This is a genomic window from Nocardioides caldifontis, from assembly GCF_008087345.1.
GTDB lineage: Bacteria > Actinomycetota > Actinomycetes > Propionibacteriales > Nocardioidaceae > Marmoricola_A > Marmoricola_A caldifontis.
The window spans coordinates 552,855-566,618 of record NZ_VHIB01000008.1 but is presented as its reverse complement, the minus strand read 5'-3'; the positions used below and the strand labels follow the sequence as shown (position 1 = coordinate 566,618).

The following is a 13,764-nucleotide window of genomic DNA, read 5'->3' as shown; positions in this document are numbered from 1 at the left end:
AGTCCATCGGCTCATCGTGCCAGTCAGAGCGCCGTCAGGGTGCGGTGGACCGGTGACTCGTTCTCGCGTGTCCAGTCGCTGCCGAGCGCCCGCCCGGTCAACGTGCTCCAGCGGATCCGCAGGTAGAGGTTGCGGTTGCCCGTCGCCCAGGGTCGGGGCTGCCACGCGTCGCGGATGCGGGCGACCTCCGCCGGGTCGACCTCGGCCCAGCTGCGGCCACGCGCGACCACGCTCCACCCGACGTGCCGCTCGTGGTCGAAGTGGTCCACCTCGAAGGCGAGCATCGCGCTGCGGCCGTAGGTGCCGAGGACGCTGTACGACGACGTCCGGACCACGATCGTGTCCTCGAACACCGAGTAGTTGATCGGCACGATGTGCGGACCGTCCGGTGTGGAGAGCGCCACCCGACCCACGACGCCGGCGCGCAGCAGCCGCTCGCACTCCTGCGGTTCGAGGTCGCGCGACTCCGGCATGCCTGGCCCTCCTCGGGTGCGTGGTCGGTCTGCGGGGTCTGTCCGCTCGGTCGTGCCGATGGCGCGATACAAGCATCAGTCAGATCGTCCGCCCGCGCAGTGGGGCGATGGTCCCGTCTCGCGGGACAAAAAGACTCAGACAAGAGTGAATAGGGGCAAAACCTACACAAAGGAGGGGACCGCACGGTAGGTGCGGTCCCCTCCAGGGGTGGAGCGGCGCGTCGAGCGAGCCCGGCTGCGCCGTCCGGAGAGCCCGGTCAGGCGTCCTTGATCGCGGAGATCTCGAACTCCAGGGTGACCTTCTCGCTGACCAGGACGCCGCCGGCCTCGAGCGCGGCGTTCCAGTTGAGCTCCCAGTCCTTGCGGTTCACGACCACGGAGCCCTCGAACCCGACCCGCTGGTTGCCGAACGGGTCGACCGCCGAGCCCTCGTAGGTGAAGTCGATGGTCACGGGCTTCGAGATGCCCTTGATGGTGAGGTCGCCGGTGACCCGGAGGACGTCGTCGCCCACGGGCTCGACCTGGGTCGAGGTGAAGGTGATCTCGGGGTGGTTCTCGACGTCGAAGAAGTCGGCGCTGAGCAGGTGCCCGTCGCGCTGCTCGCTCCGGGTGTCGACGCTGGCAGCCTTGATCGCGACGCGGATCTTGGAGTCGGCGAGCGAGTCGCCGTTCACCTCGGCGACGGCCTCGTAGTCGTTGAAGGCGCCGCGGACCTTGGTGACCATGGCGTGGCGGGCCACGAAGCCGATGCGCGAGTGGCTCGGGTCGACGGTGTAGGTGCCGGTCGCGAGCGCGTTGGTGAGGGTGCTCATGGGGTTCCTCCTGGAGTCGTTGGTTGAACTAACAACTATGTTGCCACGGCTTGCTTGAAAGATCAACCGTTCGTCCATGCGCGGTCCAGACCGACCGACGCGGGCGCTACGATGACGACGACGAGAACGTGTTCTAGTTCGGCGGCGACAAGGTGCTCCGATGAGGCGACCCCGGCGATCGAGGGTGGTTCACCACCGGCCCCACCCCGGCCCTGGTGGCCACGCGGTGCACCGCCTGCCGTTCGCTGTTCTTCCCACCGGTCGAGGGGCCGTGCCGGAACCGGGCGTGCACGGGCACCGAGGTCGAGCGCGTCGGGCTCTCCGGCCAGGGAACCGTGTGGTCCTACACCGACGCCCGCCACCAGCCGCCGCCGTACGTCCCGCGAAGCGAGGAGCACGTGCCGTTCGCGCTCGCCGCCGTCGAGCTCCCCCGAGGGGCTCGTGGTCCTCGGCCAGGTCGCCGACGGCTACGGCGTGGAGGACCTCGCCGTCGGCGCGCACGTCGAGCTCGTGGTCGAGCCGTTGTACGTCGACGGGTCGGGGGAGCGGACGGTCTGGCGGTGGAAGCCGGTCGACGGGCTGGGCGACGAGACGGACGAGGGGGCGGTCCGGTGACCGACGTCGCGGTGCTCGGGGTCGAGATGCACCCCTGGGGCAAGTGGGGCCGGCCCTTCGTGGAGTACGGCGTCGCCGCGGCCCGGGAGGCGCTCGCGGACGCCGGCGTCGACTGGCAGGAGGTGGACCTCGTCGTCGGTGGCGAGACGGTCCGCAACGGCAACGGCGGCTACGTGGCCGGCGCGACCTTCGCCCAGGCGCTCGGGTGGAACGGCGCCCGCGTCGCGACGTCGTACGCCGCCTGCGCCACCGGCGCGCAGGCCCTCGACACCCGGACTGGCTGAGGTTCCGGCTGCTCGGCATCACCAACCCCGCCTACTTCGCGCTGTACGCCCGCCGCCGCATGGAGCTCTACGGCGCCACGGCCGAGGACTTCGCGCAGGTCAAGGTGAAGAACGCCGCCGCCGGGCGGCTCAACCCCCGCGCCCGCTACGCAAGGCGGTCACCGTCGAGGACGTGCTCTCCTCGGCCGTCGTCGCCGACCCGCTGCACCTGCTCGACATCTGCGCGACCTCCGACGGGGAGCGGCGGTCGTCCTCACCAACGCGGAGCGCGCCCGCGCCCGGGGCGCGTCCTCCCCGGTGCGGCTGCGCGCGGTCTCGACGGTGACGCCGACCTACCCCCAGCCCGTCATCGAGATGCCGAACCTCGCCACCGACTCCTGGGCGGCGGTCCCGCCGGCTGAGCGGAGCTTCAAGGAGTCGATCGCGCACGCGGCCTACGAGGAGGCGGGCATCGGGCCGGAGGACGTCGACGTCGCGGAGGTCTACGACCTCTCGACCGCCCTCGAGCTCGACTGGTACGAGGACCTCGGCCTCTGCGGCCGGGGCGAGGCCGAGGTGCTGCTCCGCAAGGGCGACACCGCGCTCGGCGGCCGGGTGCCGGTGAACCCGTCCGGCGGGCTGGCGAGCTTCGGCGAGGCGGTGCCGGCCCAGGCGCTCGCCCAGGTGTGCGAGCTGACCTGGCAGCTCCGCGGGCGGGCGGGGGAGCGGCAGGTCGAGGGTGCCCGGGTGGGGATCACCGCCAACCAGGGGCTGTTCGGCCACGGTTCGTCGGTGGTGCTCTCCACCTGAGGTCCCGCGGGCCCGTCGCCGGCCCGGGCCGCGTTGATCGGGACCCCGAGGGCTGGTAGTCCTGTGAGGTCGTCGGCGCACGGGAGGGCAGCAGCAGTGGTGGAGGCGGAGCCGATCGGTCCCGCCCCCGGCGGAGCACCCCTGGCCGTCGAGGTCGAGTGCCGCTCCGACGAGGCGCCGCCCACCCGCCACGTCGTCGTGGTCGAGCCGGACTGGACCGTGCGGGTCCCTCACGACCTCGCCGCCGAGCGGGCCGCGGTCGCCCTGGGCGGCCACCGCTCCTGCGTCGACCTGGTCGACCGGACGGCCCCGGCGCTCCGCGACCTCGCCCAGCTGCGCGCCCGGCGTCGGCTGCTCGCGCTGGGGCGCAACCACGCCGGCCGCTGGGTCGTCACCGAGCCCACGGCCGGGTGCATCTGCGAGCAGGAGTCCTTCGGGAGCGCCCCCGAGGCGGCGGCACACGCGCGGAGCGCGACACACCTCGCGCCCCGCTACGGCGCCGACCCCGCCGTCCTCGAACGGCTGGCGGCGGCGTTCGAGACCGCGCACGGCGGCTTCGCGACCTGCCCTCCCGAGGGGTGGGTCGCACTGGCGTGCGTGCGGGAGGTCCGCGGCTTCGACGCGCTGTGGGACGCCGGTGTGCCGCCCGAGCTCGTCCTCGAGGTCCAGGACGCCGTGCTGCCCCGGGGCGGCCCGCTCCCGGCGCAGGCCTACCTGGGGGTGGCGTACCACTGCCGGGACCTCGGCTGGCTGGCCGCGACCGTCGCCCGCCGGCCGGAGCCGGACGTGGTGGTCTGGGCCGCCTGGGGGTACGGCGCCGGTGACCGCACCCACCCGCACCTGCGGGGCCAGTGGCTCGCCCGCGGGATCGGCCGGCCCACGATCTCGGTGCTCGTCGAGGGCGGCATCACGGTCCGGCTGGCGGGTGAGCTCGCCGAGGTGACCGGCCGGAGCCTGGAGGAGGCGGCCGAGCTGCTCGCGGCGTGGGAGAAGGTCGGGTGCCGCCCCGGACCGGGGGACATCGCCGCGCTGGACAGGGCCGGTGTGGGGGCGACGTACCGCCCGGCCGCGGCCGCCGTCTCTGCGCTGCACCGCAGGGCCGAGACGCTCCCGGTGCGCCCCACGCGCACCCAGGTCGCGGTGCTCCTCGGGCTCGTCGGCTCCCGCCAGGAGGCCTGGCGGCTGCTCCGGGAGGGGGTCGTCACACCCGAGGAGGCGGTGGCCGTCCGCGCCGGGGCCGAGCCCGGCTTGTCCGGTCAGGGACACCCGTCCTGAACCGCCCGGCTTCATCAGGTAGGCCCGCAGCCGGTCGCCCGGGTGCATCATGGACAGGACGCTCGAGCCGACCTCCCACGGCGACGGCGCCGCAGTCTCCGGAGAGACAGTGCGCGGACCTCCCGTCGCGCACCAGGGACCACCGGGCCGGCCCTCCCAGGGCCGGCCCGATGCCGTTCCCGGAGATTCGTGGCCACGAGCGGGCCACGACTTCGTGCGGCGGCGAGCCACGGGCGGTGCGGACCGATAGCATGGGGCCACAACCGCCCGACGCCCACCACCAGGGCGTCATCACGGGAACTGAGGAGTGCATGAGCGTCGTACGGGTGTTCCTGCTGGACGACCACGAGGTCGTCCGCCGGGGCCTGAAGGATCTGTTCGATTCCGAGGAGGGCTTCGAGGTCGTCGGTGAGTCCGGCTCGGCCAAGGACGCCGAGGCGCGCATCCCTGCGCTCCGCCCCGACGTGGCGGTCCTCGACGGCCGGCTGCCCGACGGCAGCGGGGTGGACGTGTGCCGCGCGATCCGCTCGGTCGACCCCTCGATCCGCGCGATCATCCTCACGTCGTACGACGACGACGAGGCGCTGTTCGCCGCGATCATGGCCGGCGCCGCCGGCTACGTGCTCAAGCAGATCGTCGGCAACGACCTGCTCGACGTGGTCCGCAAGGTCGCCGACGGCCAGTCGCTGCTCGACCCGGCCGTCACCCAGCGGGTGCTCGACCGGCTCCGTGACGGTGGGGCCTCCGAGCCCGCCGAGCTGCGGTCGCTGACCCCCCAGGAGCGGCGGATCCTCGAGCTCGTCGCCGAGGGGCTGACCAACCGGCAGATCGGCGAGCAGCTCTTCCTCGCCGAGAAGACGGTGAAGAACTACGTCACGAGCATCCTCACCAAGCTCGGGCTCGAGCGGCGCACCCAGGCGGCGGTGCTCGCCAGCAAGCTGCTCAACTGATCGATCCTGGCACCGGAGCGTGGCGGCCCAGCCGCCGCGCTCCGTGCGTTTTCATCCCCGGCGCGACCAGCCCCCGCGGCAGCGCGGCGGCGGAGCCGACGTGGTCGCGCAACCAGCCCCCGCGGCAGCGCGGCGGCGGAGCCGACGTGGTCGCGCAACCAGCCCCCGCGGCAGCGCGGTGGCGGAGCCGACGCGGTCGCGCAACCAGCCCCCGCGGCAGCGCGGCGGCGGAGCCGACGCGGTCGCGCAACCAGCTCAGCCGAAGATCCACCAGGTGCCGAGGGCGGCCGGGAGCAGCCCGGCGAGCAGCAGCGGGTGCAGCGGTCGCGCCCGGTGGATGAGCAGCCCGACCAGCATGCCGAGCATCCCCATCAGGGCGGCGATCACCAGCAGCCCGATGGTCGAGGAGCGCTCGTCGACGTACTTCGCGGCGAGCACCAAGCCGCCCGCGAGGTGGAGCACCGTGCTAACGGCGAGGGTGGAGAGCACCCACTTCTGCACGGTGCTCAGGGTCATCGAGCCGCGGGGCGCCGCCGGTCGCGGCTGCCCGGGGACCATCAGGTGCTTGGGGTGCTTCCGGGGGCGGGTGGTGCCGGGAGCAGAGGACTCGCTCACGGGGTCGAGGCTATCTTCTCGATCAACGCGGTCGTGCTGATGGCCGGCGTCCGGGGGAGGTACTCCACGCGGCAGATGTCGCCCAGCTCGTCGAACCGGCCGGCCCAGTCGTCGCCCATGACGAGCACCTGGGCGCCGTGCTCGAGCACGTACTGACGCTTGAGCTCGAGGCTCTCCTCGACGAACACCTCGTCGACGGCCCGGAGCGCGGCGACGATCTCGAGCCGCTCTGCCTGGGAGAAGACCGGGAGCCGCCCCTTCTTGCGGAGGTTGAGCTCGTCGGCCGAGACGCCGACCACCAGGCGGTCGCCGAACTCCCGGGCCCTCTCGATCACCCGCAGGTGGCCGACGTGGAAGACGTCGAAGGTGCCGAAGGTGATCACCGTGGTCGAGCCGGTGGCGGCCTCGGTCGGCTGGGTGGGCATGCGCGCGATCCTGCCACCGGGCGCCCGCGGGGTGGTGCGGCACCCACCGCGTGCCGGTGTCGGCGGTCGGCCACCGGGTAGCGTCAGCGCGATGGCGGCCCCGGTGATCTCTGCGGACCCGCAGCTCGACCACGAGCGGCGGGCTGCCCTGCGCCGCATGCGCACGGTGGCGGTCGGGCTGCTGCTCCTCGCCGCCGTCGTCTACCTGCTGACGCTCGACCGCGACGGCTTCCTCGGCTTCGTCAACGCCGGGGCCGAGGCGTCGATGGTGGGCGCGATCGCGGACTGGTTCGCGGTGGTCGCGCTCTTCAAGCACCCCCTCGGGCTGCCGGTGCCGCACACCGCGCTGGTGCCGAAGCGCAAGGAGATGTTCGGCCGCGGGCTCGAGGAGTTCGTCGGCGAGAACTTCATGCGCGAGGAGGTCATCCGCACCCGGGTGCTGGGGGCGCAGCCGGCCTCCAAGGTGGGGGACTGGCTGGCCCAGGAGGCCAACGCCCGCCGGGTCGTGACCGAGGGCGCGGAGCTGCTCCGGCTCGGACTCGAGCGGGTTCGCGACGAGGACGTGGCCGACCTCGTCGAGCGGGTGCTGGTGCCGCGCTTCGCCGAGGAGCCGATCAGCCCGCTCGCCGGCGGGCTGCTCCAGGAGCTGGTCCGCGACCGCGTGCACCACAGCGTCGTCGACCTGCTCCTCGACGAGGCCCACGGCTGGCTGGTCGGCAACGCCGACACCTTCTACGACGTGGTGGCCGAGCGGGCCCCCTGGTGGGCGCCCGAGGCGCTCAACGAGCGGGTGATCCGCCGGCTGCACACCGAGGTGCTCGCCTGGATCGAGGACATCCGGAAGGACCCGCACCACCGGTCGCGGGTCGCCCTCGACGAGCTGCTCGCCGACCTCGCCGACGGGCTGCTCCACGACGAGGAGACCATCGAGCGGATGGAGCGGTTCAAGCAGCGGGTGCTCGCCCAGCCGCAGGTCCCGGCCACCTTCGTCTCGCTCTGGAACGCTTTGCGCCGCGCCTTCGTCGCCGCGCTCTCCGACCCGGACGGTGAGGTGGTGCGCCGCGGGGTCGCAGAGGTGATCGCCCTCGGCGAGCGGCTCCAGGGGGACCCGGCGCTCCGTGACCGCCTCGACGAGCGAGGTGCGTCGCTCGCGGTGTTCCTCGTCGACCGCTACGGAAAGGAGCTGACCTCGGTGATCACCCAGACCATCGAGCAGTGGGACGGCCGCGAGGCCTCCCGCAAGATCGAGCTGCACGTCGGCAAGGACCTGCAGTTCATCCGGATCAACGGGACGATCGTCGGCGGGCTCGTCGGCGTCCTCATCCACACCGTCGCGGTGGTGGCGGGATGACCGCCTACCGCGACGTGCCGATCCGCGACGAGGAGATCCGGCTCGGCCAGCTGCTCAAGCTCGCCGACCTCGTCGAGGCCGGCTCCGACGTCAAGCCGCTGCTCGAGCAGGGCCGGGTCAAGGTCAACGGCGAGGTCGAGTCCCGCCGCGGCCGCCGCGTCGTCAAGGGCGACGAGGTCAGCCTCACCGTGGTCTCCCCGGAGGGGCCCGCGGAGGAGCTCACCGTCCGGGTGGTCTGACGCCCCGGCCCCGCCGCGTCGTCGGCGGCGGCGCCAGGTCGGAGCGGGGTTGGTGAACCCGCCGGCCGAGATCTTGGGCGAAGGCCCTCGCCGCCCGTACCCGCTCCCGCGCCCAAGTCGTCGAACCGCCCCTCGTGGCGCGCGCGGGTGGTGTTGAGCCGCCCCTCATGGCGCGCGTCGGGCGGGTCCCGAGCCCGACCCGTCCACGTGAACGAGCTTCGACCCTTGACCGGCCTCGGAGTCCCAAAGCTCGTTCACCTGCACGGACCTGCACGATGTACGCCGCCGGTCGAGTCCGCGCCACGAGGGGCGGCTCAACACACTCCGGTCAGGTCCAGGAGTCCCATGACGCCCGGACCGCCTCAGCGGACGTCGACCAGGTCCACCACGAAGATCAGCGTCTCGCCGGGCTTGATGACACCGCCGGCCCCGCGGTCGCCGTACGCGAGGTGCGGCGGGATGACGAGGCGGCGGCGGCCGCCGACCTTCATCCCCTGCACGCCGGTGTCCCAGCCGGAGATGACCTGGCCGATGCCGAGCCGGAACTGCAGCGGCTCGCCGCGGTTGTACGACGCGTCGAACTCCTCGCCGGTGGAGTGTGCGACCCCGACGTAGTGGACGCTGACCGTCTGGCCCGCGCTCGCCTCGGCACCGTCACCGGTGACGAGGTCGGTGACCTCCAGCTCGGACGGCGGCGGGCCTTCGGGGAAGTCGATCTCGGGCTTGTCCATCGGGGGTTCCTCCCGCGCAGGGTGCAACGACCTGTGCAGCGTCGCACACCGTCGCGGCCCGGGGCCCGGCGGGGACGTCCGCCGTCAGGTCTGGTGGACGTAGCTGTCGAGCTGGTCGCGCTCGAACTGGAGCGCATCGATCTTGTGCTTCACGACGTCGCCGATGCTCACGATGCCGACCATGACGCCGTCGTCGACGACAGGGACGTGGCGGAACCGTCGCCTGGTCATCTCGCCCATCAGGTCGTCGAGCGTGGTGTCGGAGGGGCAGGTGTGCACGTCCCGGGTCATGATCGCCTCGACGTTCGAGCTCAACACGGACGGGTCCGCGTGCAGCCGGCGGACGACGTCGCGCTCGGACACGATGCCCTCCACCGTGCGGCCGTCGCTGCTGACCACCAGCGCGCCGACGTTGTGCTCGGCGAGCACGCCGAGCAGCTCGGTCACGGTCGCGTCGGGCCGGACCGTGACCACGGCCGGGGTGGAGCCCTCGGACCCTCCGGCAGCGCGGGACTTGGCGGAGATGATCTCGCGGATGCGCATCAGCGACCTCCCGTGTGGGCGACACCGGCAGGTTAGGGCAGAAGCGCGCCCGCGCGACACCCCCGAGCCGCGGTCGGGGGCGTCCGGCAGGATGGCCCGGTGGAGCAGCCGTGCCGGTGGGGCGTCGTCGCCGCCCTCGCCATGATGGGCTGGCTGAGCGCGGTGCTCGTCGTCGACAGCGGCTCGACGCCGACGGTCCAGCGGCTCCTCGGGGTGGCGACGTGGGGCGTCCTGCTCGTCGCGCTGCGCTGGTTCTCCCCGCTGGTGCGGGTGCAGACCGCGGTGGTGGTCGCGTTCGCGACGGTGGTGGAGTACGTCTTCAGCCCGGGGCTGGAGGTCTACGTCTACCGGTTCGACAACGTGCCGGCGTACGTCCCGCCCGGCCACGGGCTCGTCTACCTCTCCGCCTTCGCCCTCGGCCACGCCCCGGTCGTCCGCCGCCACCTGCGGCTCGCCGTGGCCGCCTCCGTGGTGGGGCTGGGTGCGTGGGCGGCGCACGGGCTCTGGCTGGCCGACCGGCCCGACGCGCTCGGCGCGGTCTGGTTCGGCTGCCTCGTCGCCTTCCTGCGGTGGGGCCCCTCGACCGAGGTGTACGTCGGCGCCGCGGCCGTGGTGACGTGGCTCGAGGTGCTCGGCACCGAGCTCGGGACCTGGACGTGGCAGCCGGAGGACCCGGTCGGCTGGCTGACGATCGGCAACCCGCCCACCGGCGCGGCCGGCGGCTACGGGTGGTTCGACCTCGCGGCGCTGCTCACCGCCCCCGCCCTGCTGGCGGCGTGGCGGAGGCTGGCGGCGTGGCGGAGGCTCAAGGGCCCAGCGGCGGGAACCCCGGACCCGACGGCTGCGGGGGAGACGACGGCGCTGCCGGCGGCCGCCGCCGAGCGCTGAGGTCGTGCACGGTCCCTCCGGCCCCGGCCGGGTCGGGCTCGGCCGGCTGGTCGGCGTCGTCCCTGCTCGACGGCCGCTCGGCCACGGAGCCCAGGAAGCCGAGCACGGTCTCGTGGAGCATCCCGTTGCTCGCCAGCGCGTTGCCGCCGAGCGGTCCGTCGCGCCCGTCGAGGGAGGTGAACCGGCCGCCGGCCTCCCGGACGATCACGTCGAGGGCAGCCATGTCGTGGAGCGCGAGCTCGGGCTCGGCCGCGAGGTCCACCGACCCCTCGGCCACCATCATGTAGCTCCAGAAGTCGCCGTACGCCCGGGTGCGCCAGCACCGCCGCGCCAGCGCGAGGAAGTCCTCGAGCCGGCCGCGCTCGTCCCACCCGTCGAGCGAGGAGTAGGAGAACGAGGCGTCCTCGAGCCGCGCGACGTCGGAGACCCGGCACGGCGTCGGGCGCATCAGCGACTTGCCGGTGAACGCCCCGCCGCCCTTCATCGCCCACCAGCGGCGGTTCAGCTGGGGTGCCGAGACGACGCCGACGACCACCTCGTCCTCGACCATCAGCGCGATCAGCGTCGCCCAGACCGGCACGCCGCGGACGTAGTTCTTCGTCCCGTCGATCGGGTCGACCACCCAGCGCCGCTGGCTGAACCCGGTCGAGCCGGCCTCCTCGCCGAGCACCGCGTCGCGGGGACGGGCGCGGGCGAGGGTCCGGCGGATCCCCTCCTCGACGGCCCGGTCGGCGTCGGAGACCGGGGTCAGGTCGGGCTTGGTCTCGACGCGCAGGTCGAGGGCCTGGAACCGGCTGGTGCTCAGCGAGTCCGCGTCGTCGGCGAGGACGTGGGCGAGCCGCAGGTCGTCGGTCCAGTTGGTCGGCATGGGCCACAGGCTATGGCCTGCCGTGCCGTCGGCTCCGGCGGCACCGCGGGGAGGCGTGCCCGTTCGTACAGGTTCCCGAGCGCCCGGCCCGCTCGATAGGTTCCGACCATGGAGGTCGGTGGACTGCCCCTGCACCCGCTGATCGTGCACGCCACGATCGGGCTGGTCCCGCTCGCCGCGCTCTTCGCGCTGGTGACGGCGCTGGTGCCGGGGTGGAGGTGGTTCGCCCGCTGGGGCACGCTCCTCACCGCGCTCGGTGCCCTGCTGGTCGTCGTGGTGACGCGCGCGAGCGGCATGTCGCTGCTGGAGGACAGGTACGGTGGCCAGCCACGGATCCCCGAGCAGCTGCAGACCCACCAGGACCGCGCCCAGCTGCTGCTCTACGCCGTCATCGTGCTGGCGGTCGTCGCGGTCCTCGCGTTCCTGCTCCTCCCGGCGCGTTCCGCGCTGGTCTCCGGGAAGCTCGAGCACACCGGCAGCACCGCCACGTGGGTGGGGACGGTGGTGCCGGCGCTGCTCGTCCTCGCCGGGCTGGCCGCGCTGGTCCTGGTCGTGATGACCGGCGACGCGGGCGCGCGGTCCGTCTGGGGGAGCTGACCCCGGAGGTCAGTACGGCGCCTCGCGGCTCGCGGTCAGCCGGCGGTAGGACTCCACCCGAGCCGGGTCGAGCGTGCCCGCCGAGACCGCCTGGTCGAGGCCGCACTCCGGCTCGGTGGCGGCGTGGGTGCACCCGCGCGGGCACTCCTCGCTGGCCTCCGCCAGGTCCGGGAAGGCGCCGATCAGCGTCGCGGGGTCCACGTGGGCCAGCCCGAACGAACGGATGCCCGGGGTGTCGACGATCCACCCGGGGTCGCCCGGCAGCCGCAGCATCACCGCGGACGTGGAAGTGTGCCGCCCCCGGCCGGTGACGTCGTTGACCGAGCCGGTGGCCCGGTCCGCCCCGGGGACCAACGCGTTCACCAGCGTGGACTTCCCCACGCCGCTGTGCCCGAGCATCACGCTGGTGCGCCCCCGCAGCCGCTCGAGCACCGGCTCGAGGTCGGCGCCGCGCTGCGTCACGACGTGCGGGACGTCCAGCGGCGCGTAGGTCGCCAGCAGGGGAGCGGGGTCGGCGAGGTCGGCCTTGGTGAGGCAGAGGAGCGGGTCGATGCCGGCGTCGTACGCCGCGGCGAGGGCCCTGTCGACGAGGCCGGTCCGGGGCTCGGGGTCGGCCAGCGCGACGACCACCACCAGCTGGTCGGCGTTGGCGACCACCACGCGCTCGACGGGGTCGTCGTCGTCCGCGGTGCGGCGGAGCACGGTGGTCCGCTCGCGCACCTCGACGATCCGGGCCAGCGTCCCCTCGGTGCCGGAGACGTCGCCGACGACCCGCACCCGGTCACCGACGACCACGCCCTTGCGACCCAGCGGCCGGGACTTCATCGCCATGACGACGCGGTCGTCCTCGTCGAGCCGGCAGGTGAGCCGGCCACGGTCGACGGTGACCACCACGGCGTCGACGGCGTCGTCGTAGCGGGGCCGCTCCTTGGTCCGGGGCCGGGTGCGGCGCCGGGGACGGTCGAACGACTCCTGCTCGAGGCTCTCGTAGTGCCGACGTCCTGCCATGCCCGGGCGCTCCGCCGCCCGTCAGCCCGCGACGAGGGCCGACCAGGCCCCCGGGAAGTCGGGGAACGTCTTGCCTGTCGTCGCGACGTCCTCGACCAGGACGCCGGGGACGGCGAGCCCGAGGATCACCGCCGCGTGCGCCATCCGGTGGTCGGCGTAGGTCCGGAACTCGCCGCCGTGGAGCCGCGCGGGGCGGATCTCGAGCCCGTCGGGGAGCTCGGTCACGTCGCCGCCGAGCCTGGTGAGCTCCGTGGCGAGCGCGGCCAGCCGGTCGGTCTCGTGGCCCCTGATGTGGGCGACGCCGCGGATCGACGACGGGGTCCCGGCGAGGGCGGCGAGCGCGGCGACCGCCGGCACCAGCTCACCGACGTCGTGGAGGTCGAGCTCCACCCCGCGGAGCCCGTCGCCCCCGGTGACCGTCAGCCCGTCGGCGTCGAGCTCCACCGCGACGCCCATCGCGTCGAGGATCAAGCGCAGCCGGTCGCCGGCCTGCGTGGTCGCCGCGGGCCAGCCGGGCACGGTGACCCGGCCACCGGTCACCGCGGCCGCGGCGAGGAACGGGGCGGCGTTGGAGAGGTCGGGCTCCACGACGACGTCGGTGGCGCGGACCGGGCCGGGCGCCACGACCCACCGGTCGGGGGTCTTGTCGTCGACGTCGACGCCGTGCTCGCGGAGGGCGGCGACCGTCATCTCGACGTGCGGGAGCGAGGGGAGCGGCCCGCCGCGGTGGCGGACGTCGACCCCCTCGTCGTACCGCGCGCCGGCGAGCAGCAGGGCGGAGACGAACTGGCTGGACGCGGAGGCGTCGAGGTCGACCCCACCGCCGGGCACCGACCCGGCGCCCTCGACGGTGAACGGCAGGGTGCCGCGGCCGCCGTCGTCGACCGCCACCCCGAGGTCCCGCAGCGCGCCGAGCACCGCCGCCATCGGCCGGGTGCGGGCGTGGGCGTCACCGTCGAAGTGCACGGGGCCGTCGGCGAGGGCGGCGAGCGGCGGGACGAACCGCATCACGGTGCCGGCCAGCCCGCAGTCGACCTCGGCGGGTCCGCGGAGCGGTCCGGGCGCGACCTGCCAGTCGGGGCCCTCGGTCCCGACCTCCACGCCCAGCGCCCGCAGCGCGCCGGCCATCAGCAACGTGTCGCGGGAGCGGAGCGCGCCCCGGACCGCCGACGGGCCGTCGGACAGAGCGGCGAGCAGCAGGGCGCGGTTGGTGAGCGACTTGGAACCGGGCAGCCTGACGGTGGCCGACACCGGACGCCCCGGGGTCGGCGCCGGCCACAGGTCGGTGCTCACCTTCATCG

The 13,764-nt window shown here is 73.9% G+C and carries 18 protein-coding genes and 1 pseudogene; 10 read left to right on the top strand and 9 right to left on the bottom strand.

The features are described from left to right. Nucleotides 1–23: 23 nt before the first annotated feature. Together FIP57_RS16995 and FIP57_RS16990 are read right to left on the bottom strand one after the other, a co-directional pair. Nucleotides 24–473 (bottom strand): pyridoxamine 5'-phosphate oxidase family protein, encoded by a 450-nt coding sequence (locus tag FIP57_RS16995; RefSeq protein WP_148574689.1) that lies wholly within the window; start codon nt 471–473, stop codon nt 24–26. Nucleotides 474–730: 257 nt separating this feature from the next. Then, entirely contained in the window at nt 731–1,285 is a 555-nt protein-coding gene (locus tag FIP57_RS16990) for a YceI family protein (RefSeq protein ID WP_148574688.1), read from the bottom strand. A 215-nt stretch (nt 1,286–1,500) separates the two neighbouring features. Between FIP57_RS16990 and FIP57_RS24535 the strand changes: the two are divergent. From FIP57_RS24535 to FIP57_RS16970, 6 genes and pseudogenes are all read left to right on the top strand, one after another. Then, nucleotides 1,501–1,674, top strand: a pseudogene (locus tag FIP57_RS24535) (PhlB family protein); the annotation flags it as partial. Nucleotides 1,675–1,726: 52 nt separating this feature from the next. Continuing rightward, complete coding sequence (locus tag FIP57_RS23740; protein WP_203231321.1) at nt 1,727–1,900, top strand: hypothetical protein; 174 nt, start codon at nt 1,727–1,729, stop codon at nt 1,898–1,900. Next, the gene (locus FIP57_RS24135) at nt 1,897–2,184 is read left to right on the top strand and encodes a hypothetical protein (protein WP_238993538.1); all 288 of its coding nucleotides are present in this window, start codon (nt 1,897–1,899) and stop codon (nt 2,182–2,184) included. Before FIP57_RS23740 ends, FIP57_RS24135 begins: the two co-directional genes overlap by 4 nt. A 297-nt stretch (nt 2,185–2,481) precedes the next feature. Next, nucleotides 2,482–2,973: a thiolase C-terminal domain-containing protein gene (locus FIP57_RS24130; protein WP_238993537.1), complete on the top strand. Its 492-nt coding sequence runs from the start codon at nt 2,482–2,484 to the stop codon at nt 2,971–2,973. Nucleotides 2,974–3,072: 99 nt separating this feature from the next. Further along, a complete protein-coding gene (locus FIP57_RS16975; protein ID WP_148574687.1) occupies nt 3,073–4,248 on the top strand; it encodes a hypothetical protein in 1,176 nt (391 codons plus the stop codon). A 311-nt stretch (nt 4,249–4,559) separates the two neighbouring features. Further along, nucleotides 4,560–5,198, top strand: a complete 639-nt coding sequence (locus tag FIP57_RS16970; RefSeq protein ID WP_148574686.1) for a response regulator — start codon at nt 4,560–4,562, stop codon at nt 5,196–5,198. 255 nt (nt 5,199–5,453) lie between these two features. Here FIP57_RS16970 and FIP57_RS16965 read toward each other — a convergent pair whose 3' ends face one another. Next, nucleotides 5,454–5,813 (bottom strand): hypothetical protein, encoded by a 360-nt coding sequence (locus FIP57_RS16965; RefSeq protein WP_148574685.1) that lies wholly within the window; start codon nt 5,811–5,813, stop codon nt 5,454–5,456. Beyond that, entirely contained in the window at nt 5,810–6,238 is a 429-nt protein-coding gene (locus FIP57_RS16960; protein ID WP_148574684.1) for an FAD synthase family protein, read from the bottom strand. The genes FIP57_RS16965 and FIP57_RS16960 overlap by 4 nt, the downstream gene beginning before the upstream one ends. A 91-nt stretch (nt 6,239–6,329) precedes the next feature. Between FIP57_RS16960 and FIP57_RS16955 the strand changes: the two genes are divergently transcribed. Then, entirely contained in the window at nt 6,330–7,589 is a 1,260-nt protein-coding gene (locus FIP57_RS16955) for a DUF445 domain-containing protein (RefSeq protein ID WP_148574683.1), read from the top strand. Continuing rightward, entirely contained in the window at nt 7,586–7,828 is a 243-nt protein-coding gene (locus tag FIP57_RS16950) for an RNA-binding S4 domain-containing protein (protein ID WP_148574682.1), read from the top strand. The genes FIP57_RS16955 and FIP57_RS16950 overlap by 4 nt, the downstream gene beginning before the upstream one ends. A 362-nt stretch (nt 7,829–8,190) precedes the next feature. On the opposite strand, the gene FIP57_RS16945 is transcribed toward FIP57_RS16950, so the two are convergent. After that, the gene (locus FIP57_RS16945; protein ID WP_148574681.1) at nt 8,191–8,559 is read right to left on the bottom strand and encodes an FKBP-type peptidyl-prolyl cis-trans isomerase; all 369 of its coding nucleotides are present in this window, start codon (nt 8,557–8,559) and stop codon (nt 8,191–8,193) included. A gap of 84 nt (nt 8,560–8,643) precedes the next feature. Further along, nucleotides 8,644–9,102 carry a CBS domain-containing protein gene (locus FIP57_RS16940; protein ID WP_148574680.1) on the bottom strand — a complete coding sequence of 153 codons (459 nt, stop codon included), beginning with the start codon at nt 9,100–9,102 and terminating at the stop codon, nt 8,644–8,646. Nucleotides 9,103–9,201: 99 nt separating this feature from the next. Between FIP57_RS16940 and FIP57_RS16935 the strand changes: the two genes are divergently transcribed. Beyond that, nucleotides 9,202–9,990: a hypothetical protein gene (locus FIP57_RS16935; protein ID WP_148574679.1), complete on the top strand. Its 789-nt coding sequence runs from the start codon at nt 9,202–9,204 to the stop codon at nt 9,988–9,990. On the opposite strand, the gene hisN is transcribed toward FIP57_RS16935, so the two are convergent. Next, entirely contained in the window at nt 9,908–10,858 is a 951-nt protein-coding gene (gene hisN, locus FIP57_RS16930) for a histidinol-phosphatase (protein ID WP_148574678.1), read from the bottom strand. The two genes, FIP57_RS16935 and hisN, sit on opposite strands and share 83 nt — an antisense overlap. A 108-nt stretch (nt 10,859–10,966) precedes the next feature. Here hisN and FIP57_RS16925 point away from each other — a divergent pair, with 108 nt between their 5' ends. Then, nucleotides 10,967–11,455, top strand: coding sequence for a DUF2231 domain-containing protein (locus FIP57_RS16925; protein WP_148574677.1), 489 nt, complete (start codon nt 10,967–10,969; stop codon nt 11,453–11,455). Between the two features lie 9 nt (nt 11,456–11,464). Here FIP57_RS16925 and rsgA read toward each other — a convergent pair whose 3' ends face one another. Both rsgA and aroA read right to left on the bottom strand, forming a co-directional pair. After that, nucleotides 11,465–12,463: a ribosome small subunit-dependent GTPase A gene (rsgA, locus tag FIP57_RS16920; RefSeq protein WP_148574676.1), complete on the bottom strand. Its 999-nt coding sequence runs from the start codon at nt 12,461–12,463 to the stop codon at nt 11,465–11,467. A gap of 21 nt (nt 12,464–12,484) precedes the next feature. Continuing rightward, on the bottom strand, nt 12,485–13,762 hold the full coding sequence (aroA, locus tag FIP57_RS16915) for a 3-phosphoshikimate 1-carboxyvinyltransferase (RefSeq protein WP_148574675.1): 1,278 nt from the start codon (nt 13,760–13,762) through the stop codon (nt 12,485–12,487). Nucleotides 13,763–13,764 lie beyond the last annotated feature (2 nt).